This is a genomic window from Phenylobacterium sp. LjRoot97 (assembly GCF_964254345.1).
In the GTDB taxonomy this organism is placed as follows: Bacteria; Pseudomonadota; Alphaproteobacteria; order Caulobacterales; family Caulobacteraceae; genus Phenylobacterium.
In genome coordinates this window covers 3,068,068-3,089,849 of the sequence record NZ_CAXUTH020000001.1, presented here as the reverse complement: position 1 = coordinate 3,089,849, position 21,782 = coordinate 3,068,068, and the positions used below count along the sequence as shown (strand labels likewise).

Here is a 21,782-nt window from a genome sequence, read left to right as displayed (position 1 = left end):
GGCGCTGGCAGCGCCTGGACGCCCTCGACTAAGCTCTGCGGAGGTTGGTCGGGGGCGTTTTCATGAATCTTTCCAGGAATCTGGCGCGGGGCCTGACCTGCGCGGCGGCAATTGCTGCTCTGTCGACAGGAGCGCACGCTCAGCCCAACACGCGCTCGGCCGAACGCATCAAGGCCCATGTCGGCTTTCTGGCCGACGACCTGCTGCAGGGGCGCGAGGCGGGCACGGCCGGGTTCGACGTCGCCGCGGCCTATGTCGCCTCGCAATTGGCGCAGATCGGCGTGAAGCCCGGTGCGGCGGACGGAACCTACTTCCAGCGCGTGTCGATGGTCGCCGGCCGGCCGTCGGACGAGGGCGCGCTCGCGTTGACTTCGAAGGCGGGGCCAGCGCCGCTGAAGTTCGGCGAGGACTTTCTGCCAGGCCGCAATCTGCTCTCGGCGAGCACCCGCGTCGCCGCGCCGCTGGTCTTCGTCGGGTATGGCGTGCGCACCCCGACGCAGGACGACTATGCCGGGCTCAATGTGAAGGGGAAGATCGTCGTCGCCCTCAGCGGTGCGCCGGCCGGTCTGCAGACCGAGGAGCGCGCCTATTACGCCGGCGTCCGCACCAAGCGCCTGGCGGCCGAGGCGAAGGGCGCGGTCGGGTTCATCACCATCATGGCGCCCTCGGACGAGACCCGCCGCCCGTTCGCCAACAGTGCGCGCCAGTGGCGCAACTGGGCGATGGCCTGGCGCGCGCCCGACGGCGCGGCCTTCTCGCCGGCGGCGACGACGCCGGATCTCGGAATTCTGAGCGTGAAGGGCGCCGCCAAGCTCTTCGTCGGGGCTCGGCAATCCTACGACGAAGTGGTGAGAGCGGCGGAGACCGACGCGCCGCCGCGGTTCGCCCTGCCATATGGCCTGGACGCGACGATCAACACCGAGACGAAGATCGTCGAGAGCGCCAATGTCGTCGGCCGCATCGAGGGCTCCGACCCCAAACTGAAGGACGAGGTGGTCGTCCTGTCGGCGCACCTCGACCACATCGGCGTCACCCCGCCAATCAAAGGCGACGCGATCAACAACGGCGCGCTCGACAACGCAAGCGGGGTGGCCACCACCCTGGAGGTCGCCCGCGCCTTCGTTGAGGGCAAGCCGCCGCGCCGCACGCTGCTGTTCCTGCTCAACACCGCCGAGGAAAAGGGGCTGGTCGGCGCCGACTACTTCGCGCGTCACCCGCCGACCACCGCGCCGATCGTGGCGAATATCAATCTCGACATGCCGGTCCTGACCTACGACTTCGTTGACGTGGTGGCGTTCGGAGCCGAGCGCTCGAGCCTCGGCCCGACGGTGCAGCGGGCGGCAGGTCGGATGGGGCTGAGGCTCTCGCCCGATCCGCTGCCGGAGGAGGGACTGTTCACCCGCAGCGATCACTTCCGCTTCGTCGAGCAGGGCGTGCCGTCGGTGTTCCTGATGACCGGCTTCGAGAATGGCGGCCGCGAGGCCTTCACCTCGTTCCTCAAGGATCACTACCACAAGCCCAGCGACGACCTTTCGCTGCCGATCGACTACGGAGCCGGGGCGAAGTTCGCGGCGATCAACTACGAGATCGCCCGCGAAGTGGCGGACGCTGACGCCCGTCCGGCCTGGAATTCAGGCGACTTCTTCGGGACGCTGTTCGGCAGGCGGTGACAGAACGCCGATAGGCGAGCAAGCTTGGCCCATCAGGATGAGGTGGGCGAGATGCGCAGGACGGTCCTTGGATTGGCGGTGGGGTTGGCCCTGGCCGGGGGAGCGCAGGCGCAGCAGATCGTTCCCGGGCCGAAGATGACCCAGGCCGAGGGCGTGCAACTGTTCGAGGCCGGGGGATTCACGGTCGGGAACGGCGCGGCGATCAATGTCTGCGGGACGGCCTCGCAGCCGAAATTCGTGTTCATGGACCTCAACGGCGACGGGGCGCTGGAGGCGGCCGCCGTCGACAAGAACCCCTCCTGCTATGGCGGCGAGGGGCTGTGGTTCACGCTGCTGGCCAAGGGCAAGGACGGCCGCTGGCGCGCTATCGCGCGAGATAGTGGAGCCTTGGGCTTCGAAACCTCACGAACGAACGGCTGGTTGGACGTCCGCGTCACCGCCGACTGCGCGCGTATCTGGAAGTATGCCGGCGACGGTTATCAGCGCCCGGCGGCCTGCGCGCCGGCTTCGCTCGACAAGGCGACGGCCGCAACCGGCGTCACCGCCGCCGACCGCACCGCCGCCATGCGCGCCGCGGGTTTCGTCTCCCAAGGCGGGCGCTGGCTGGGCGGCGAGGGCAACTGCGAGGCCGTCATCGAGCCCAGCGACATCCGCGATCTCAATGGCGACGGCCGCCAGGAGATCGTCATCACCGAGAGCGGGACCTTCTGCTACGGCAATACCGGCCAGGGTTTCTACATCATGGAGCGCGCCGGAAACGGCTGGCGCACGCTCTTCCAGTCGCCCGGAATTCCGGATTTTCTGCCGACCAAGGGCGCGGGCGGCTGGCCGGACATCGTGCTGGGCGGACCGGGCTTTTGTTTCCCGGTCGTGCGCTACAACGGCAAGACCTACGCCGTTCACCGCCAGAAGGAAGAACAGCCCGGCGCCTGCTCGGGCCGCTAGCGCCAGGCGTAGTTGAAGCTGACCGAGATCCGTTCCTTGCGGGCGGCGTTGGCCGGGACCTCGTGGCGCAGCCAGCTTTCCCACATCAGCACCGTGCCCGGCTCGGGCTGCAGGTAGACGAAGCTGCGGGCGTCCTCCGGCGCGTCCGCCTCGCGCGGCGGGGCGGCCATCATCAGCGGCAGCCGCGGGTCTTCCAGCTTCAGTGCGCTCGCGCCCTTGGGGATCGCGACATAGACGGTGCCCGACAGCACGCTGTGAGGGTGGATATGGCCCGAATGCGCCGCGCCGGGCTTCAGGATGTTCACCCACAGGCTGTCGAGCTTCAGCCGCCGGCGGCCGAGGTCGAGGTGCAGCGCCTTGGCGTAGGCGGCCGCGTGCTTGTCGAGCTTGCGCTTGAGGTCCTCGAAGATGCTGGCCCGCATCGGCAGGTCGTCGAGCGAGGCGTAGGACGTGTAGCCGCCATAGCCGTGCTCGCGGCACCAGGCCTGGCCGGCCATGTCCTCGTCGGCCAGCATCCGGCAGGCGTCTTCAAGCTCGGCGTTGAAGTCGGCGAAGCCGCGCTCGCCGGCGAGGCTGGCTTCATAGACCTGGGTGACGAAGAGGGGGCGCAGGCTCATGGCCCGGCGCTAACGGTCCGCAGCCCGGATGTCAAAGCTAGGCGAGCACGTCCAGCAGTTTGCCCGTCATCTCCTGAGCGCTGCGGATGACCGCGGCGTTGGCGGCGAAGGCGGTCTTGGCGGTGATCTGCTCGACGATCTCGGCCGGCAGGTCGACGGCTTCTCCTTCGACGCCCATGCGGGCGGTGCGGCTGGCCGAGGCGTCGAAGCGACGGCTGGCGGCGAGCATGCCGTATTGTGCGGTGGCGATCGGATCCATCGGGAGCCCCTTCCACCCCGGATCTTGCGCCTTGTGCGGTTAAGTCTTCGCGCAGCGACATGATGAAGACGCCGCTCACCATAGGCGCTTGAAACTCGCCATGCCCGGCGCGTGTTATGGTCAAGTCGAACTGGAGGTTAGTCCGATGATCCGCACCGCATTGATCGCCGCCGCGACCCTAGTCGCCTTCGCCAGCGCCGCCGCGGCCCAGGCCCCGCTGTCGCAGAACCCGCCGACCCAGACGGTCATCTGCCTGGATGTGAACGGCCAGACCCTGCCGGTGTCCTGCAAGGTGCCGGCCAGCCGTCTCGACAAGCGCGAGGACATTTGCCTGTGCCACACCGGCATGCAGGTCGATATCGCGATCTGCCCGGACGGGGTGAAGGCGCCGGCTGAGAACCGCGCCTACGAAAAGGCCCGCAAGGCCGCCGTCAAACACGGCAGCCTGCTCGGCGCGACGTACGAGGGCCAGCCGATGTGCGTCGCCGGCCGCAACACCTACTGAAGCGGACTTGTCCGGCTCAAGCGAACGCTTGAGCCGGAGACGGGCCTAGAGCGGCTTGCCGAGCGCGGCGTAGGTCAGCTTCTGGAAGACGGGCAGGGCGGCGCGCCCTCCCATACGCTGCCCGGTGGCCAGCTGCGAGGCGGCTTCCGGCTCCAGCGGGATCGAGTTCTGGATCAGGTAGATCATCACCATGTCCTCGACGGGGTCGGCCTGCCACCAGGTGCCGAACGCGCCCGGCCAGCCGAACGAACCCTCGGAGCCGGCGCCCATCCAGGCCTGCTTTTCCGGGTCGGTGATCACCGAGACGCCGAGGCCGAAGCCCTGGCCCAGCCAGAACGGAATGCCCATGAACGGGATCTGGCGCTGCTCCGGCGTCAGGCGGTTCTCGCGCATCGACTCGAGCGTCTCGCGCTTGATGTAGCGCACGCCGTCCAGCTCGCCGCCGTTCAGCATCATCCGGGCGAAGCGCAGATAGTCGTCGGCCGTCGAGATCAGGCCGCCGCCGCCGGCGCAGAACTCCGGCGGGCCCGGCAGGTGCGGGAAGGAGATGTCCTCCATCGCATCGGTCTTCGGGTTGATCCGGTAGAGCTTGGCCATGCGGTCGCGCTTTTCCGGCGGGCACCAGAAGTCGGTGTCGGTCATGCCGAGCGGCTTCAGGATCCGCTCCATGATGAACTCGCGATAGCCCTGGCCCGACACCCGCCCGACCAGGAAGCCGAGCACGTCGGTGGCGTGGCTGTAGTGGAAGCGGTCGCCCGGCTGGTAGGAGAGCGGCAGCTGCCCCAGCGCCTTCAGCCACTGGTCGGGGCTGAGGTGGCCGCCGAGCGGCGAGCCCAGCGCGTCCTCGTGGGCCTGGGCGATCGGTCCCATCGAGGTGAAGGCGTAGGCCAGGCCCGAGCGGTGGGTCATCAGGTCGTCGACGGTGATGTCGCGGACGGCCGGAACGGTGTCGTCCACCGGGCCGTTCGCCGACCTCAGGACGCGCATGTCCTTGAATTCCGGCATCCACTTGGTGATTGGATCGTCCATGCGGAGCTTGCCTTCCTCCACCAGCATCAGGGTGGCGATCGACGTGATCGGCTTGGTCATCGAGGCGATGCGGAACAAGGTGTCGCGGGTCATCGGCGCCTGGCCGGCCACGTCGCGGTAGCCGAGCGTATTGACCTGGGCGACCTCGCCCTTGCGCCAGAGCAGGGTCACGAAGCCCGAGAGATCGCCGGCGTCGACAATGGGCTGCAGGGAAGCGGGGATCGCCGCCAGACCGTTGGAAGAAAAGCCGCCCAGAGCCAGATCGCCGTCCATGTCGCCTCGCCAGATGATCCGCCGAGGTCGCATGCCAAGGCGTTTCCTCAGCTATGCCCTGGATGACGTGGAGCCCGTCAACATACTTTTTCTTCGAATTATTGCCGGCGCGGCGCCTCGTAAGTGGCCATCATTTCGCCCTGGGCGACCGTGTGGCCCTTGAGGATGTTGAGCAGCTCGTGCAACGGCGTGTCCGGCCCGACCTCGATATGCTGATCGAGAGCGAAGACCTGGAAGTAGTAGCGGTGCACCCCGTGGCCTGCGGGCGGGCGCGGACCGAACCAGCCATAGTCGCCCGCGTCATTGCGGCCCTGGATGATCGGGTGCGGCGGGTCGATGTACTGGGCCTGCGGCACGCCCTCCGGTAGGCCGCCGGCCTCGGCTGGAATGTTCCAGACCATCCAGTGAATGAACGGCTTCTCCATCGGCGCGTCGGGGTCTTCGACGATCAGGGCGTAGCTTTCGGCGCCCTCGACCTCGGTCCAGGTGATCGGCGGGGAGAGGTTCTCGTAATAGGCCGAGTGACGGTCGGCCAGACGGCCGTCCGGGGCCTGGGACGGCGACATGACGACCAAGCCGCTTTCGTCGCGCGGTTCGACCTTGAAGATGGTGATGGTTTCGCCGGAATGGGTGGGGCTGGACATCGGGCTGCTCCTTGGGCTCCCCGGAAGGAAGCGCGTCGCCAACGGCTTGGTTGCGGCGACCGGGAAAAGGCCCTAGCCGGTATGCATGATCCCGCATCGCGTATCCGCTTCGGTTCGCCTGGCCCTTGTCGCCGCGCTGGCGGCGGCCTGCGCGGCCTGTACGCCGCTTGGGGTGTTCGCCACCTTCACGCCGCGCGACCCGGCGATCCTGACCGCGCATGATCAGCCCTACGGTCCCGGCGGCCGGCAGAGCCTGGACGTTTATGCGCCGCGGCGGATGGACGCCGCCCGGCCTGTCGCGGTGTTTCTCTATGGCGGCGGTTGGGAGCGCGGGCGCAAGTGGGACTACGGCTGGGTCGCCCAGGCCTTGGCCGCGCGCGGCTATGTCGTGGTGCTGCCGGACTACCGGCTCTATCCGCAAGTGCGGTTCCCGGAATTCCTGAACGACAGCGCCCAGGCCGTGCGCTGGGCCGTCGATCATGCCGCCGCCTATGGGGGCGATCCCTCACGCGTCGTGCTGCTGGGCCATTCGGCCGGGGCCTACAATGCAGTGATGCTCGGGCTGGAGCCGAGCTATCTGCTGCGCGCCGGCGTCGATCCGGCCCGCATCGTCGGCGTGGTCGGCATCGCCGGCCCCTATGACTTCCTGCCGCTAAAGGGGCGCATGGCCGATGTGTTCGGGGTTGGTGATCCGGCCGCCACCCAGCCCGTGAGGCTGGCGCGGGCCGACGCGCCGCCCATCCTGCTGGTCACCGGGGCGGCGGACACGATCGTCGATCCGCGAGAGACTGCCTCGCTGGATGCGGCGCTTCGCGCGGCGGGCGCCCAGGTCGAGAGCCGGAGCTATCCGGACGTGGGCCACAACGAGATCATGGCCGCTATGTCCCGCCCGTTCCGCGATCGCGCGAGCGTGCTCAACGACATCACGGGGTTCATGGAACAGGTCGCTGACGCCCCGGTAGCTCACGCGTTTGTCACTCGCCGCGAACCCTGATCAAACGGGCGATGAATAGCCCCTAAGTGCCAGAAAACATGATTTAAAGGCGCGCTCGCGGACCGTTGTTCGGCCGCGACATATTGCCGTTAGGTCAACCTTGCTGCGCCGCCGCAATTGTGGTGTTCCCCAATCGACGCTATATCCGGCGGCCCTTCGTTTCCGAAGGTTTGTGCGCCGCAGTTAGAAGGACCGCCCATGCTGGTGACCCTGATGAAGGCCAAGCTTCACCGCGCCACGGTGACTCAGGCCGATCTCGAGTATGAAGGCTCGATCGCGATCGACCGCGATCTGCTGGACGCCTCGGGCATCCTCCCCCACGAGCAAGTCGACGTCCTGAACATCACCACCGGTGCGCGGTTCACCACCTACGCCATCGAAGCGCCGCGCGGATCCAAGGTGATCGGCGTCAACGGCGCGGCCGCTCGCCTCGTCCAAAAGGGCGACAAGGTGATCGTGGTCACGTACGGCATGCTGCCGGCCGAGGAGGCCCGCAACTATTCGCCCAGCGTCGTGCTTCTCGACGACGGCAACGAGATCAAGCAGGCCGCCTGATGCGCGCCCTGGCCGCGCTGGGGCTGTCCGCCGCGGTCCTCGCCGCCTGTTCGCCGGCTGCGCCCAAGGGCGTGGACAAGGCTGTGCTTGACGAAGCCGTATCCCGCGCCATCGGCGACCCCGGCACCTGCGTGCTGATCGCTGAGGGCGGCAGGACCGTCTACCAATACGGCACCCATGTCGTGTGCGGCCGCGCGCTTCCGTCCTGCGAGGGGGCGGGCGTGCAAACGCTTGAGCAGCTGCTGAAAGCGACGTCGCCGGAGGCCGAGCGCCAGACCGCCAGCTGCCGTAGCAATCCCGAAGGCAGCCGCATCGTCGCCTGGGCCAGCGGTCCGGTCGAGGGGCGGCCGGGCATGACCTACGCCGCGGTAATGGAGGCCAACGAGGCGCCGCCCGGCATCGTCATCGCCGACAAGCTGACCGCCGCCTTCGCACGAGCCGGTCTGGGCCCGAAGTAAGCCCTCCCCCGGAGGGGAGGGCCGCATGCTTACCGCGACAGTTCGTAGAGACCGGTGATGTCGACCCGGACGTTCAGCTCGCCCGCGGCGATGGGCGCGCCGCCGTCCGCCTTCTCCATGCGGGCATAGGCCATCATCGGGACCGGGGGCGGGGACGGCATGTAGCCGCCGCCTTCGCTGAGATTCACCAGGCGGCCGACGCGGTGGCCGGTGGCCTTGGCGTAGAGGTCGGCCTTGGCGGCCAGCGCCTTGACCGCTTCCTGGCGGGCCGCGTTCTCGGCGGCGGTCGGGTCCTTCAGGCCGAAGGAGATGCCGTTCACCTGGTTGGCGCCGGCCTTGACCGTGGCGTCGACAGCCACGCCCAGCTTGTTCAGGTCATTGACGGTGATCGTCACCTGGTTCGAGGCCTGATAGCCGCGCAGCTTCGGCGGCTCGTTCTGCACGTAGTCGTACTGGGCGTTGAGGTTGAGGCCCGAGGTCTGGATGTCCTTCTCGGCGACGCCGGCCTTGCGCAGGGCGGCGATCACCGAATTCATCTTCTCGTTGTTGGCGGCCAAGGCGCCGGCGGCGGTCGGGGCCTCGGTCACGACGCCGAGATTGATCGTCGCCTTGTCCGGCGCGACGCGGGTCTCGCCGTACGCCGAGAGGTTGAGCGTGGTCGTCTGGAACATCGCACCTGCCGAGGGTTGGACGGTCTGAGCGAAGGCGGCGGGCGCGGCGGCGGTGGCGAGCAGCAGGGCCATGGCGCCGGCGCGGACGAAGGTCTTCATCTAAATCTCCACAAACGCCCCGGGGGTAGGGCGGGATTGGGTCTCCAAACGTCGGGTGACGGTGGAGGTTGCAGTTCTGACAAAGCCAAGCTGAACGGCAGCTTTAAGGCGCGTGCAGGTCGTGGTAACCCGCACCCCTGCGTCGCTGCAGGGGCCTGTAGCTCAATGGTTAGAGCCGACCGCTCATAACGGTCTGGTTGTAGGTTCGAGTCCTACCGGGCCCACCAGCGATGTTCGAGCCTCGCTCGCCCTCCGTTTTGCACGCCGCGCCCTTCGCTCGTTGGTTTCCGGCCGACCTGGCCGCGCGCGGACGGCGGCCATCATCAAACTGTTACGCAGACCCGCTTTAGGAGCGCAGCCTGAACGCCCGGCGTCGCCGGGGCCGGCGATTCACAGGAGAGCTGGCGGTCGCACCCCATGACTGGCGAGCGGGACATCATCACAGCTTGGATCGCCCGGGAAATCGTCCCCCATGAGGGCGTCATGCGCAAATGGCTCGCGCGGCGCTGGCGCGGCGCGGTCGACGCGGAGGACGTCATCCAGGAAGCCTATTGCCGGATCGCCGGGCTGGCGCGCGTCGACCATATCGACAACCCGGCCGCCTACTTTCACCGAACCGTTCACACGGCGGCCACGGACATGGCGCGCCGCGCCGGCGCAAATAATCTGGTTTCGGTGACCCAAGAAGACTGGTTCGGCGTCATCGATAGTAGGCCCCTTCAGGATCGTGCGCTGGAGGCGGCCGAAGAACTCCATCGGGTGAACGCTCTGCTTTCAGGTCTGTCAGACACCTGCCGACGGGTGATCGAGCTGCGGCGCATCGAAGGGCTGTCGCGAAAGGAAACGTCCGAGCGGCTGGGCGTGAGCGAGAACGATGTGAAGAACCTGTTGGTGCGCGGCCTGCAGAAAGTCCTGAAGACCATCGCTGAGCAAGAAGCGGAAGGCGAAGATCAGGAGCAAGCCCGCAGGAAGGTGCAGGCGAATGGGTAGCCCGGCCGGCAGCATCGACGACCAGGCCGCTCAATGGGCGGTCGAGACCGCTTATGGCGAACTGACAGCTGAGGGGCGCGCCAAACTGGACGTCTGGCTCGCGGCGGACAGGCGCCATCGCGGAGCCTATGCGCGTGCGCGAGCCGTGTTTCTGGCCATGGAGGACGCCGTCGTCGGCGCCAGTCCCGCGGCGACGTCGCCGGTGCTTGGCCTGGTCGACGAGGCCCCTCATTCGCCGACCATGCGCCGGCCTTCGATCTCGTCGGGCGGGCGGAAAGTCTTCGGGGCCGCGTTGGCCGCTTGTCTTGCGCTCTTCGTTCTCGGCGGCGTGCTCGTAGCGTCCCGCACCGATAAACCCGATGTGGCGGCCGAGCATATCGTCAAGCTGGAGGACGGTTCCGTCGCGACCCTGCAGCCCGACGCACGGATCGACGTCGTCCTGTCGGCGGACGCGCGGCGGATCACCTTGCTGAGCGGCGACGCCACCTTCCGGGTCGCAAAGGATCGTGCCCGCCCGTTCGTCGTGCGGTCGGGCGAGGTCTACGCGCAGGCGACCGGAACGGTCTACTCGGTCGCGCGCGTCGGGCTCAGGGGCGGGACCGTGAAGGTCATGGAAGGCAGCGTGCTGGTCTGGCCCGGGGATCAGCGCGAACGGGCGGTGTTGCTGCAAGCCGGCGAGGCGTTGACCCTCGACCCGCCATCGCCGCCGCCGCCCAGCCCGCGCCCGGCCAAGGTCGCAAGCAAAGGCCCGCCGCGGCCGTCGGCATCGGCGCCGATCGCGCTGGACGACACGCCGATCCGCGTGGCCGTCGCGCGTCTCAACCGCGTCAACGACACCAAGATCGTCCTGGCCGACCCGGCGATCGGGGACATCCGGATCGTCGGCTTGTTCAAGGCGGACGATCCAGACGAATTCGCGGAAATGGCGGCGGCCGTATCCGGCGGCGAAGTCGAGCGTCGCGCTGGGCTTATCGTAATAAAACCGAGATAAAACAGAGCAGAATATTTAATACGCCGAACCCGATCCAAATCCGGGAAGCGCCCTGTCGAGAGATTGAAAGATGTCAATCTTCGGGGGTTCTCTAGGTGCTGCGTACAACGTTCCAATCGACTGTTTCGACCCTGGCGGTCGCGGCGGTGTTCTGTCTGCCGGCCGTCGCACAGGCCCAGGCGCGCAACTTTGACGTCCCGGCGCAGGCCGCCTCGACCGGAATTCAGGAATTCGCCCGCCAGGCGGGGATACGGGTCATCGCGACCGCTGCAGACACCAGCCAGCGGCGGACGAACGCCGTCCAGGGCAGCCTCGACACGCGTCAGGCCATGGACCGGCTGCTGTCGGGCACGGGCCTCTCAGTGCGCAGCTTCGATGGCGGCGTTGCGGTGTTGAGCGCAGCGGACGGGCGATCCGATGCGGGCGCTGAGGTCGAAGCCCTCGTCGTCACCGGCAGCCGCATCGCCCGTCCGGAACTGGACTCGTCGATGCCGGTCAGCATCGTCTCATTCGACGCGGCCAAGGATTTCGGTAGGTTCACGGCCTATGACGCGCTGAAGCAGGTCCCGGCCGTCGCCCCGGGCTTGGGCGAATGGAGCTCGCGCAGTCAGGCGTACGACAAGGGCGTCGCCAACATCAACCTGCGCAACATGGGTGCGAACCGCTCGCTGGTCGTCGTGGACGGCCATCGATGGGTCTCGGGCGGCGCGCGCACGATGGCAGTCGACCTGAACACCATTCCTTCGGCGTTGATCGAACGTTTCGAGGTCGTCACGGGCGGTGCGGCGGCGATCTACGGGGCGGACGCCGTCACCGGCGCCGTCAACGTCATCATGAAGAAGGAGATGACCGGCGTCTCGACGTCGCTCACGTCCGGCATCTCCGAGGAGGGCGACGCCGACCAGCACCAGTTCTCGGCGGCCACGGGGTTCAAGTTCGCCGATGATCGCGGCCGCGTCGTGATCGGCGGCAACTTCATCTACACCTCGCCGGTCCTCGCCACGGATCGCTATCCGAAGAACTGGGCCTATCAGGTGAACCCGGCCAACACCGGGCCCAATGACGGCATCCCCGACAACATTATCGTCGACACCAAGCAGTTCTACCGGTCCAACTATTCCACCTTCTGCCTCTTCAACCTGCAGGGGTGCGGGACGACGCGGAACGGCGACTGGTACCAGCTGATCAATGGCCAGGTCGTACAGATCCCCCGGGACTCCTATCGCGTCATCACCACGGGCGAACTGGGCACGCAGGCCGGAGGACCGGACACCGCCTTCGGCACCTTGGCCAACATCACCATCCGAGACGAGTCCAAGAAGGCCTCGGTCTACGCGAACCTCTCCTACGATCTGACGCCGGACGTCGTCTGGAACACGTCGTTCGGCCTGGCCAAGAGCTGGGTCAGCGGCAGCAGTTCCTGGCCGCACTATCGGGACGACTTTCGGCCGACCAACTGGTGGGGCGTCAACCCCGCGACGGGTGCAGGTCACTCGGGGGAAGTCGCCCGGCTGACCGACCCCTATCTCCCCGAGTCGCTCCGTCAGTTCATGGTGGCCAATGGCCTGACCTCCATTCCCTTGAACCGGCAGTACACGAACCTGCCGATCCAGGAGGAGATCCACGACCGCACCGCCTTCACCCTCGGTTCGGAGGTCAGCGGGCCGCTGACCGACAGACTGAACTGGCAGGGGTTCGTTCGCTACGGGCAGGTGAAGGATCAGGTCCGCTACACCAACATGCTCGGCAAGCGCGAATGGCTGTACGGGCGGGACGCCATCGTCCTGGATGGGCAAGTCGTCTGCGCCGACGCCGGCGCGCGCGCCAGCGGCTGCGTTCCCTTCAGCTTCTACACCACCGACGCGCCCAGCCAGGCGTGGGTGGACTATGCGATGTACGACCGCCACGAGCGGACCAAGAACCAGATGCTGAACGCCGGCGTCGGCGTCGACGGCAGCCTGTTCAGGTTGCCGGCCGGCGACGTCCTGGTCGCGGCCGGCCTTGAGTGGCGGCAGGAAAAGCTCGCCACCCGGGACGATCCCGATACGGCCAAGCTCAGCAACATCATCTGGGCGCCGGGCATGGACCACTCCGTGCACCCGTCGATGGACGCCACCCGCAACGTTTCGGAAGCCTATGCGGAAGTGGTGGTCCCGCTGCTGAGCGACGTACCCCTGGCGCACAAGCTCTCGGTGGAGGGCGCCTATCGCTACTCCCACTATAACGACAACCCCGCGACCGACACCTGGAAGCTGGGCTTCAACTGGGCTCCGATCCCCGGCCTGACGTTCCGCGGCGCCAAGTCGTACAGCGTACGCGTGCCCAACTTCGGCGAGCTCTTCTCGCCCATCGGCGTGCAGAACCTGGGCAGCATCGCCGACCCCTGCGAAGCGGCGTTGATCAACCAGGACCGCGATCGTGCGGCCAACTGCGCGGCCACGGTTCCGGGGTGGAAAGGGCCGCTGCCCGACGCCAACCTCAACGCGCCGCGGATCTTCACGGGCGGCAATCCGAACCTGACTCCGGAAACCGGAGACACCCACTCGTTCGGGGTCGTCGTGCAGCCGAGCTTCCTTCCCGGCTTCGACCTCACCGTCGACTACTGGGCGATCGACATCGAAAACGTCGTCACCTCCATCGCCTACACCACGATCATGAACAACTGCGTGGACGCCAGCGGCGGCCCGGACATGGGCTACTGCCGGTTCGTCCACCGGCATGCGAGCGACGGTCCGGGCCACCTGGCCGGCCAGGTGGACTTCGTGGAGGCGCAGTTCGCCAACCTGGCGGCGCGCCGCTCGCGCGGGATCGACTACTCGGCAAATTACCGCCGCCCGCTGGGCGACGGCGTTCTGCGCCTGAACTTCATGGGGTCGCAGCTGCTCGAACAGACGACGATCGCGCAGATCGGCGGCACGGCCAGCGACGCCGCAGGGCAATGGAACAATCCGAAGTTTAGGGGCACGCTGACGGCCGGCTACGAGATCGGAAGGTTCAGGTTCGGCCTGAACACCACCTACACCTCGGCCAGCCGGTTCAACGTCAACGACCAGTCGGCTGAGACGCGCGAGAGGTCCGAAGTCCCGGCGTACTTCAACCACAACATGAGCGTGACCTTCAGTCCGACGGACCAGTACAGCATCCAGCTCGGCGTGCGGAACTTCACCAACAACCGCATCGACCATCCAGTCCTTCAGTGGACCTACGCCGCCCCGAACCAGACGGAAGGCAACGCCCAGGGCGTCGCGTTCATGGACGCGGTCGGCCGCTATTTCTTCCTCACCCTGAAGGCGGACTTCTGATCATGCGGGCGCTTCTCTCAATCATCGCCGCCGTAATGCTCGCGCCCTGCGCGCATGCGGCTCAGCCCAGCCAGCCGATCGTGATCGCCCATCGCGGCGGCGCCTTGCTGATGCCGGAGAACACCTTGCCAGCCTTCGACCACGCCGTCGCCCTGGGCGCCGAGATGCTCGAGTTCGACATCGTCATGACCGCCGACGACCAGCTCGTCGTTCAGCACGACCCCACGGTCAACGCCACCTTCTGCACCGCCGAGCCCGGGGCGGGCGTGTCGCCTGGCCCGGTGCGGGCGATGACGCTGGCCGACGTGCTCAAGTTCGATTGCGGATCGAAACATCGGGCCATCTATCCGACCCAGAAGCCGGTCCCTGGCGCGCGCATGCCGACGCCTGATGCGGTCTTCGCCCGCTACAAGGACGCCCCGGCGCTGTTCTTCGGCGAGACCAAGATGCCCAAGCCGGCCGAGGGCCAGGTCGATCCGGTGGTGTTCGCCCGCCTCATCGACGCCGCGGTGCGCAAGCACGGCCTTGAGGGCCGCTTCATCCTGCAATCCTTCGACTGGCGAACGATTGACGCGATGCACGAGATCAACCCGCGTATCCGCACCTGCCTGCTGGGTGCGAAGGCCGAGAAGGGAGCCTATCTGCCGCTGCTTCGTCAGCACCACGCCAGTTGTCTGACCCTGAGTTCCAAGGTCACCGACGCGGAGGAGGTGAGGGACCTGCGTGACGCCGGCGTGATGGTGATCTCCGACGTCGTCGACGACGAGGCTGGCTGGCGGGTCAACCGCGAGCTGGGGATGAGCGCGATTTTCACGAACGACCCTGAGGGTCTGATCGCGTTTCTGAGGCGAACGCCCAACTGAAGCATCAGCCGGCAGGTCGGGACGACTTGTGCGGTCCCGCGCGGCGGGACGTCCCACGGCGTAGGTTGGCCGTGGGCTACCGCCACGCGCCGGAGCCCGGACAGCGGCGGAACCCGCGTTCCTGCGCCCCGTTGCCTTCGGGGCGACAAGGAAGCGGCGATGTCCAAGACCCCCGAGCCCCGCAAGGGGATGCCGAGCCCGGAACTAACAGAGGCGCAGTTCCGTGATCGCTACCTCAGCGCCTTCGTCGATCCGGTCTTCGAACCGCTGGCCGTTGAGCTCGACAAGATCATGACCGCGGCCTGGGACGCCTACTCGAACGCCCGGAAGGCGCCGCGCACCCGCCAGGCGGGACCCGGCTATGGTGATCCGGATTATGATCTTTCCGTCGACTGGCTGGCCGCAAGGGCCGAGATCGAGGCGGCCCAGGCCCGGCACGACGACCAGGACGGCCCCTGCCGCATACTGGTGATCAATTGCTCCTCGCGCAGCGAGCACACCTGCCCGGGCGAGATGTCGAAGTCCTACCGTCTGGCCGATCTTTCCCGCGAGGAGATGGAGGCTCAGGGCGTCTCGGTGAACCTGCTCGATCTCTCGCGCCTGGCTTCGGAGTTCGGCCGCGAGATCCACCCTTGCAAGGCGTGTTTCTCGACCGCCGCGGCGCTCTGCCACTGGCCGTGCTCTTGCTACCCGAACTACGCACTCGGCCAGGTCCACGACTGGATGAACGAGATCTATCCGATGTGGGTCGAGGCGCACGGTGTGATGATCATCACCCCGGTCAACTGGTATCAGGTCTCCTCGCCGCTGAAGCTGATGATGGACAGGCTGGTCTGCGCTGATGGCGGCAACCCCGATCCGACCTTGACCCAGGGCAAGGACGCCAAGAAGGCCAAGGCCGTCGAACTGGCCGGCTGGGACTATCCCAAGCACCTTGAGGGGCGGGTCTTCTCGGTCATCGTGCACGGCGACGTCGAGGGCGCCGAGAACGTCCGCCGCAGCATATCCGACTGGCTGCGCTTCATGGACCTGATCCCGGCCGGGGTGAGCGCGGAGCTCGATCGCTACATCGGCTACTGGGAGCCCTATGCGACCAACCACGAGGCGTTGGACGCCGACCGCGCGATGCAGAACGAGGTGCTGAACGCCGCCCGCACCCTGATCGAGGCGGCCAAGGCCCGCCACGCCGGCAAGATGCTGGTTGCCGGCCGCCACCTGAAGCCGGCCCGCCAGAAGTAGGCGCTAGTAGGACGTGCCGACCCGATTGCAGGTGAGCACCCGCCGCGCGCCGTGCCAGATCACGACCTTCACGGCGCTCTCGTGCTGCTCCAACAGCAGCGTGGCCTCGTTCAGCGCTTCGGAGTCGTTGTCGAGGAATTCGACGGAGAACGTCGTCGAAACGCCGTCAGAATTCGTGGGGTAGAATGTGTAATTTTCCAATGTTTTGCTTCCCGCTCGGCGGGAGCACATGGATCTTCATCCAAACTTCCAGTCGCGAAATGCCAGGAAAACCCCTCATCGCGATGGAGAAATATTGGACGTCAATTTTGAAGATGTCCACGTATTCCGATCATCGTGCATCACGATGCCGACATTTTTCTGTATTCGACCTGCAAATATTGTGACGCGGTTCGCGCCAATACGCTCTAGCCACGATGGGCTCCAGCAGCCAAGGCCCATTCACGGGCAGGCGAACAGCGCCCCAAGGATCGCCCGAGAGCAAGGCCCTCGCCGATGCCATGCGAAGACCGCAGGCGACTGCGATCGCTATCGAACCAAGCCACGCTCCGAAGTATCAAATGTTGATGCTGGCAACTGGCTGAGGAGCCTAGCGTTTCTGCTGGCGGACCGGCGACCCCTCCTCAATCCCTGGCGTCGTGCCGTGGCCCGCTCCCTCTTTGGGGGCGGGTCTCCGCGCCGCCAATAGACCCATCGGCCCGCGAGACGTGATGTCGGCAAGGGGATCGAACAGCGCCGCTCCGCGTTCAGTTCGCACAGGTAGCCCGCCGATATGGCGGAGCGCAGACCCCTCGTCAGCGACAGTCCGACAAACTTTGGTTCGCTGTGGGCCAGCAAGGCGGCCACAAGATGGACCTTGGCAATTATCGGATCCTCGTCGCAGAGGATGACTATCTGCTGTCCGCGGATATCGCTGAAGCACTCGAGCGGGCAGGCGCGCGCGTCGTCGGCCCAGTCGCTTCCATCACTGAGGCGTTGGCGCTCCTCGATTTCGGCCAGATCGATGGCGCGGTCATCGACGTCGGGCTGCGGGACGGCGAAGCCCACGACCTGGTGTCGGCGCTACGTCGTGACCGTGTGCCCTACGTGATCCTGTCAGGCTATGAGCCGGAGCAATTCGGACATCTCGGCGACGAGGGGGCCTTCTTCGAGAAGCCGGCCATGGCCGAACGTGTCTTGGGCCGGCTCGCCGACCAGATCCTGACCATGCTGTCGGCGCGGCGCGGAGAGCGCGCAGGACGCCCCGGGGAACGGCGGCGAGTTGTGGGAGTTTGAGACCGGTCGGGATGTCCCTTCCTGGCGACCCGTGAAAGCGCCCCGCTCCGCAGGTTAGCCCCGCGCGGAGCGGGGACATTTCAGAGGCTGGCCCATGTCCGACGACAAGACCAACGCCGACGAACCCGACCGCAGCCGGGTACCCAGCGAAGATGACAGCGAGCTGCAGTATCTGGCCAGCAAGCACAGGATCACGACGGAACAGGCGCAGGAACTGATCCGTAAGCACGGCGACAATCGCGCCGCGCTTGATGAGGCCGCGGCGCGCCTGCGCAGCACCTGACGCCACCTGCTTGCGCCGCGACGCCTCGCCCGAAAATCGAGCCTCTACATCAAAAGTGAACGCGCTCACGCCGCGCCGAAACCAATCTGTGGCGGTGGCGTTCTCGGGGGCCATTTGGAGGCTGAGCGATGCGAGTGGAGTACACGGTTTGCGAGTCGGCAGGCCGCTGGAGGGTGCAGTGGGGCGCGACTAGCTCCTTGATCTGCGGTGATTTCGACAAGGCGGTTCGGGCTTCCGAGAACCTGGCGCGGGCTGCGGCCGAGCGGGGCGAGAAGGGCGTCGTAAAGATCGTGGGTGACGGCGGTCGGCAGGAGATCAGGGTATTTGCCCCTGAGCTATCCCGTGGCCAGCCTCGAACCATTTACGAACCCGAACAGGACTGGAGAAACCTGCCTCAAGCGCGTTCGGGCTAGGCCTTCGCTGGGGGCGAACTCGCCCCCAGCCACGCCCCCTAGAAGACGCCCGCCCGCTGGCCGATGAAGATGATCGCAAGGACGATCAGCACGACCTGGATGATCCAGTTTAGCGGGGAGGGGATCGGCATCTTCTGCACGGCGAACAGCGCCAGGGCGAGGAGCACGACGACGACGAGGATCAGGATCAGAATGGACATGAAGTCCAAACCTGCACCTTGGCTGGAGGTTCCACTACTGAGCCGCGGGCGCGAACCATGACTCGAGTTGCGACCAAACCCTCCGCCCGGCGTTTCCGGTCCACCACCCCACACACAAGGACCGGTTCTCATGGCGACTGCCAAAGAACGCGCCGCGCGCGCGACGACGACCGCTCTCGGCGCCGGCGGCGAGACTCACCAGAGCGCAAGCGCGCCTGATGCCCGGCTGACCACCAATCACGGCGTGCCGATCAGCGACAACCAGAACTCCCTGAAGGGCGGTCGACGCGGCCCGACCCTGCTGGAAGACTTCGTCCTGCGCGAGAAGATCCAGCACTTCGACCATGAGCGCATCCCTGAGCGGATCGTCCACGCTCGTGGGTCGGCGGCTCACGGCATCTTCGAACTGACCGAGTCACTGGCCGACGTCACCCGCGCCAGAATTCTGACCGAGGTGGGCGAGAAGACCGAGGTGTTCGTCCGCTTCTCCACTGTGGCCGGCGGAGCCGGTTCGGTGGACACGCCCCGGGACGTGCGCGGCTTCGCGGTCAAGCTTTATACCAAGGAGGGCAACTGGGATCTCGTCGGCAACAACATCCCGGTGTTCTTCATCCAGGACGCCATCAAGTTTCCCGACCTCGTCCACTCGGTGAAGATGGAGGCCGACAGGGCCTATCCCCAGGCCGCCAGCGCTCATGACACCTTCTGGGATTTCGTCGGCCTGATGCCCGAGACCACCCACATGATCATGTGGGCGATGTCGGACCGCGCCATTCCCCGCTCGTTCCGGATGATGGAGGGGTTCGGCGTCAACACCTTCCGGCTTCTGAATGACGCGGACGAGGCGACGTTCGTGAAGTTCCACTGGCGTCCGAAGCTCGGCCTGCAGTCCACCTGCTGGGACGAGGCGGTGAAGATCGCCGGCGCCGATCCGGACTATCAGCGGCGCGATCTCCATGAAGCGATCGAACGGGGCGACTTCCCGGAGTGGGAATTCGGGGTCCAGCTGCTGTCCCAGGCGGAGGCGGACGCCTTGCCGTTCGACATCCTGGACGCGACCAAGGTCATCCCGGAGGAACTGGCGCCGATCCGGGTGGTTGGCCGTCTCATCCTCAATCGGAACCCCGACAACTTCTTCGCCGAGACTGAGCAGGCCGCGTTCCTGCCGACCAACGTGCCGCCCGGCATCGACTTCTCGGAGGACCCGCTGCTGCAGGGGCGGCTGTTCTCGTACCAGGACACTCAACTGTCGCGCCTCGGCACCGTCAACTTCCACCAAATCCCGATCAACAGCGCCAAGGGCTGCCCGTTCCAGAACCTGCAGCGCGACGGCAAGATGCAAACCCTGATCCCGAAGGGCCGGGCGAACTACGAGCCCAACAGCCTGGCTGAGCACGGGGAAATCGGCGGCCCCCGCGAAGACCCGGAAGGCGGCTTCCGGAGCTTTGCACTCCCGCTCGAGGAGACCAAGGTGCGGTTGCGCGCCGAGACCTTCGCTGACCACTACAGCCATGCGCGACTGTTCTACCGCTCGCAGAGCGCCGTTGAGCAGGCGCACTTGGCGAGCGCCATCGTCTTCGAGCTTTCGAAGGTGGCCATCGAACCGATCCGCGTTCGCGTCATGGCCAACCTGCGCAATGTCGACGAAGACCTCGCCGCGCGAGTGGCGGCCGGATTGAATATGGAGCTGCCGGCCAAGTCCAAGCCTGCGGCTGAGCCGATCGACATGGAGCCCTCACCGGCGCTGCGGTTGATCGACAAGTACCCGGCCAGCCTCAAGGGCCGCGCCGTAGCGATCCTGGTCACCGACGGCGCCGACGGCGGCGTGGTGGACGCGGTGCGCAAGGCGGCCGAGGCGGCCGGCGCCGCGGTCAAGATCGTCGCGCCCAAGATCGGCGGCGTGACGCTGAGCGATGGGGCCGCCCTCAAGGCCGACGGCCAGTTGGCCGGCTCGCCATCGGTGTTGTTCGACGCCGTCGCCCTGGTCCTGTCGGACGAGGGCTGCGCGGAGTTGTTGAAAGAGAGCGCGGCGATCGACTTCGTGCACAACGCCTTCGTGCACCTGAAGGCGATCGGCTTCACGCCACAGGCCCAACCGCTGCTCGACAAGGCCGGCGTCGAGCCGGACGACGGCGTGGTCGAGCTCGGCGCCGCAAAGGCCTTCATCGCCCCTGCGAGCACGCGGCAATGGGACCGCGAGCCCAAGGTGCGGGCGCTGGCCTAGGCGCCCGCACCGGCGTCGGCGGGCCGCCAACAGGGCCGCCCGCCGCGCAGCTCCAGTCGACGCGTCAAACCCATCAAGGCCCCCGTCGTAGTTCATCAGGACGCCTCAACGCCCCCGATCCGGAAGATCGGAGGCGCGCGCCTGCACAGGCGGCTGAACGTGGGAGAGACGCCCGCCGGCCCAAGGCCGCGGACGAAGGGTCAGTGAGCGGCGGGTCGGCCGAGCTCGGCCATGAGCTCGCTTTTGCGAGCCTTCAGCCGCTCGCCCATCTGGTCGAGATCTTCGTCGCCCTTCTTGGCCTGGGAGAACAGCCCGCCAGGCTGTTCCTCCTCCTTCACGTGGTGCTTGATGTACTCGCCCAGCACCTTGACCTTGGCGTCATAGAACTCGTCAGACGGCTTCATGGCCTCGATCTCGGCGATCAGCTTCTTGGCCGAGTCGTGCTCGACATAGGCTTCGTCCAGCAGGTCGTCCTCCACCTCGCCGCGCTCGGCGGGATAGAAGATTTCCTCTTCGATGCGGGTGTGGACCTTGAGCGCCAGTGCAATCCTGTTGAACAGCGCGAGACGTTCTTTCTCGTTTTCCAGCTGCTCGTATTCATCGAACCAGGCTTCCACCTCGCGGTGATCCTGCTTCAGCAGGCTGATCGCCAAGGGATCGCGCCGACCGGTGCGGCGCGTGCGTCGCGGGGCGGCGCGCGTCGTGGCTTTGGACTTTGCCGTGGATTTTGCGGCAGTGGCCATGACCTTCCTCTCGATGGGTTGAATGGGCGGTGGGCGGAGCGGAGGAGCCGCTCCGCCGGGGCTCCTCAGCGCGGCCCTGCGCCGCGCTCGACGTCATCAGCGCCGCGGTCTTGGCGGTCGACCTGTGTGTCGCGGTCTTGCCGCCCGTCATCCGGACGCTCTCGCGGATGCTGTTCTTCCGGGCGGAAGGTGCGTTCCTCGCCCTGCGACTGCTGCCCGTCCTGGGGCCGCTGGCCGCCTTCATGCGGATTGACGCCGGCGGGATTGGTGTCTGGGTTCAGCTGGGTCATCGTTTCCTCCTTGTTGAGTAGGAGGCCAACGGCCGCATTCAGCGGGCGTTCCAGTTGTGAAGCTATAATAATAAATAAATACAGTGACTTATTATCATATGTTAATCGCGTTGGCTCGACGCGAAATTCAAGTCACGCGTCTTTCGCGCGCCGGACTATCAAATGTGGAGATGTCCGCACGCCTGGCGCGGTAGAATGCACGAGGTCGGTTGATCGCTTCTCGGAGTGACGCCTTTCAGATCTGGGCGGC

At 66.6% G+C, this 21,782-nt stretch carries 23 protein-coding genes and 1 tRNA gene; 15 read left to right on the top strand and 9 right to left on the bottom strand.

Annotation, left to right across the window (positions count from 1 at the left end; all coding sequences use genetic code 11):
* Nucleotides 1-62: 62 nt before the first annotated feature.
* Both ACSQ2H_RS15250 and ACSQ2H_RS15245 read left to right on the top strand, forming a co-directional pair.
* The gene (locus tag ACSQ2H_RS15250; protein WP_436062237.1) at nt 63-1,670 is read left to right on the top strand and encodes a M28 family metallopeptidase; all 1,608 of its coding nucleotides are present in this window, start codon (nt 63-65) and stop codon (nt 1,668-1,670) included.
* A gap of 51 nt (nt 1,671-1,721) precedes the next feature.
* A complete protein-coding gene (locus tag ACSQ2H_RS15245; protein ID WP_436062236.1) occupies nt 1,722-2,615 on the top strand; it encodes a hypothetical protein in 894 nt (297 codons plus the stop codon).
* Here the strand turns inward: ACSQ2H_RS15245 and ACSQ2H_RS15240 are convergent.
* Both ACSQ2H_RS15240 and ACSQ2H_RS15235 read right to left on the bottom strand, forming a co-directional pair.
* Nucleotides 2,612-3,232 carry a TIGR02466 family protein gene (locus tag ACSQ2H_RS15240; protein WP_436062235.1) on the bottom strand — a complete coding sequence of 207 codons (621 nt, stop codon included), beginning with the start codon at nt 3,230-3,232 and terminating at the stop codon, nt 2,612-2,614. The genes ACSQ2H_RS15245 and ACSQ2H_RS15240 overlap by 4 nt on opposite strands.
* A 37-nt stretch (nt 3,233-3,269) precedes the next feature.
* Nucleotides 3,270-3,491, bottom strand: coding sequence for a flagellar basal body rod C-terminal domain-containing protein (locus ACSQ2H_RS15235; RefSeq protein ID WP_436062234.1), 222 nt, complete (start codon nt 3,489-3,491; stop codon nt 3,270-3,272).
* A 145-nt stretch (nt 3,492-3,636) separates the two neighbouring features.
* Between ACSQ2H_RS15235 and ACSQ2H_RS15230 the strand changes: the two genes are divergently transcribed.
* A complete protein-coding gene (locus ACSQ2H_RS15230) occupies nt 3,637-3,996 on the top strand; it encodes a hypothetical protein (RefSeq protein ID WP_436062233.1) in 360 nt (119 codons plus the stop codon).
* Between the two features lie 45 nt (nt 3,997-4,041).
* Here the strand turns inward: ACSQ2H_RS15230 and ACSQ2H_RS15225 are convergent, their stop codons facing one another.
* The gene (locus tag ACSQ2H_RS15225; protein WP_436062232.1) at nt 4,042-5,298 is read right to left on the bottom strand and encodes a serine hydrolase domain-containing protein; all 1,257 of its coding nucleotides are present in this window, start codon (nt 5,296-5,298) and stop codon (nt 4,042-4,044) included.
* Between the two features lie 98 nt (nt 5,299-5,396).
* Nucleotides 5,397-5,942 carry a YbhB/YbcL family Raf kinase inhibitor-like protein gene (locus ACSQ2H_RS15220; protein WP_436062231.1) on the bottom strand — a complete coding sequence of 182 codons (546 nt, stop codon included), beginning with the start codon at nt 5,940-5,942 and terminating at the stop codon, nt 5,397-5,399.
* Nucleotides 5,943-6,027: 85 nt separating this feature from the next.
* On the opposite strand from ACSQ2H_RS15220, the gene ACSQ2H_RS15215 reads away from it, so the two are divergent.
* The 3 genes from ACSQ2H_RS15215 to ACSQ2H_RS15205 all read left to right on the top strand — a co-directional run bounded on the left by ACSQ2H_RS15215 (nt 6,028) and on the right by ACSQ2H_RS15205 (nt 7,949).
* Complete coding sequence (locus ACSQ2H_RS15215) at nt 6,028-6,936, top strand: alpha/beta hydrolase (protein ID WP_436062230.1); 909 nt, start codon at nt 6,028-6,030, stop codon at nt 6,934-6,936.
* A 198-nt stretch (nt 6,937-7,134) separates the two neighbouring features.
* Entirely contained in the window at nt 7,135-7,491 is a 357-nt protein-coding gene (gene panD / locus ACSQ2H_RS15210; protein WP_056025476.1) for an aspartate 1-decarboxylase, read from the top strand.
* Nucleotides 7,491-7,949 carry a hypothetical protein gene (locus ACSQ2H_RS15205; protein WP_436062229.1) on the top strand — a complete coding sequence of 153 codons (459 nt, stop codon included), beginning with the start codon at nt 7,491-7,493 and terminating at the stop codon, nt 7,947-7,949. Before panD ends, ACSQ2H_RS15205 begins: the two co-directional genes overlap by 1 nt.
* A 29-nt stretch (nt 7,950-7,978) precedes the next feature.
* Here the strand turns inward: ACSQ2H_RS15205 and ACSQ2H_RS15200 are convergent, their stop codons facing one another.
* Nucleotides 7,979-8,719 (bottom strand): SIMPL domain-containing protein, encoded by a 741-nt coding sequence (locus tag ACSQ2H_RS15200; protein ID WP_436062228.1) that lies wholly within the window; start codon nt 8,717-8,719, stop codon nt 7,979-7,981.
* Between the two features lie 151 nt (nt 8,720-8,870).
* Here ACSQ2H_RS15200 and ACSQ2H_RS15195 point away from each other — a divergent pair.
* From ACSQ2H_RS15195 to ACSQ2H_RS15170, 6 genes are all read left to right on the top strand, one after another.
* Nucleotides 8,871-8,946, top strand: a tRNA-Ile gene (locus ACSQ2H_RS15195).
* A 256-nt stretch (nt 8,947-9,202) separates the two neighbouring features.
* Nucleotides 9,203-9,709: an RNA polymerase sigma factor gene (locus ACSQ2H_RS15190; protein WP_436062227.1), complete on the top strand. Its 507-nt coding sequence runs from the start codon at nt 9,203-9,205 to the stop codon at nt 9,707-9,709.
* Nucleotides 9,702-10,700: a FecR family protein gene (locus tag ACSQ2H_RS15185; protein WP_436062226.1), complete on the top strand. Its 999-nt coding sequence runs from the start codon at nt 9,702-9,704 to the stop codon at nt 10,698-10,700. The genes ACSQ2H_RS15190 and ACSQ2H_RS15185 overlap by 8 nt, the downstream gene beginning before the upstream one ends.
* A 95-nt stretch (nt 10,701-10,795) precedes the next feature.
* On the top strand, nt 10,796-14,002 hold the full coding sequence (locus ACSQ2H_RS15180) for a TonB-dependent receptor (RefSeq protein ID WP_436062225.1): 3,207 nt from the start codon (nt 10,796-10,798) through the stop codon (nt 14,000-14,002).
* Nucleotides 14,003-14,004: 2 nt separating this feature from the next.
* Nucleotides 14,005-14,865 (top strand): glycerophosphodiester phosphodiesterase family protein, encoded by an 861-nt coding sequence (locus tag ACSQ2H_RS15175; protein WP_436062224.1) that lies wholly within the window; start codon nt 14,005-14,007, stop codon nt 14,863-14,865.
* Nucleotides 14,866-15,024: 159 nt separating this feature from the next.
* Nucleotides 15,025-16,104 carry a flavodoxin family protein gene (locus tag ACSQ2H_RS15170; RefSeq protein ID WP_436062223.1) on the top strand — a complete coding sequence of 360 codons (1,080 nt, stop codon included), beginning with the start codon at nt 15,025-15,027 and terminating at the stop codon, nt 16,102-16,104.
* Between the two features lie 3 nt (nt 16,105-16,107).
* Here ACSQ2H_RS15170 and ACSQ2H_RS15165 read toward each other — a convergent pair whose 3' ends face one another.
* The gene (locus ACSQ2H_RS15165) at nt 16,108-16,305 is read right to left on the bottom strand and encodes a hypothetical protein (RefSeq protein ID WP_436062222.1); all 198 of its coding nucleotides are present in this window, start codon (nt 16,303-16,305) and stop codon (nt 16,108-16,110) included.
* 648 nt (nt 16,306-16,953) lie between these two features.
* On the opposite strand from ACSQ2H_RS15165, the gene ACSQ2H_RS15160 reads away from it, so the two are divergent.
* Entirely contained in the window at nt 16,954-17,379 is a 426-nt protein-coding gene (locus ACSQ2H_RS15160) for a response regulator (protein WP_436062221.1), read from the top strand.
* A 94-nt stretch (nt 17,380-17,473) separates the two neighbouring features.
* Entirely contained in the window at nt 17,474-17,662 is a 189-nt protein-coding gene (locus ACSQ2H_RS15155; protein ID WP_436062220.1) for a DUF3606 domain-containing protein, read from the top strand.
* A gap of 451 nt (nt 17,663-18,113) precedes the next feature.
* Here ACSQ2H_RS15155 and ACSQ2H_RS15150 read toward each other — a convergent pair whose 3' ends face one another.
* Nucleotides 18,114-18,275 carry a hypothetical protein gene (locus ACSQ2H_RS15150; RefSeq protein WP_436062219.1) on the bottom strand — a complete coding sequence of 54 codons (162 nt, stop codon included), beginning with the start codon at nt 18,273-18,275 and terminating at the stop codon, nt 18,114-18,116.
* Nucleotides 18,276-18,405: 130 nt separating this feature from the next.
* Here ACSQ2H_RS15150 and ACSQ2H_RS15145 point away from each other — a divergent pair, with 130 nt between their 5' ends.
* Nucleotides 18,406-20,499, top strand: a complete 2,094-nt coding sequence (locus tag ACSQ2H_RS15145) for a catalase (RefSeq protein ID WP_436062218.1) — start codon at nt 18,406-18,408, stop codon at nt 20,497-20,499.
* A 200-nt stretch (nt 20,500-20,699) separates the two neighbouring features.
* On the opposite strand, the gene ACSQ2H_RS15140 is transcribed toward ACSQ2H_RS15145, so the two are convergent.
* Together ACSQ2H_RS15140 and ACSQ2H_RS15135 are read right to left on the bottom strand one after the other, a co-directional pair.
* Entirely contained in the window at nt 20,700-21,242 is a 543-nt protein-coding gene (locus ACSQ2H_RS15140) for a hemerythrin domain-containing protein (protein WP_436062217.1), read from the bottom strand.
* A gap of 65 nt (nt 21,243-21,307) precedes the next feature.
* Nucleotides 21,308-21,532 (bottom strand): hypothetical protein, encoded by a 225-nt coding sequence (locus ACSQ2H_RS15135; RefSeq protein ID WP_436062216.1) that lies wholly within the window; start codon nt 21,530-21,532, stop codon nt 21,308-21,310.
* Nucleotides 21,533-21,782: the final 250 nt, after the last annotated feature.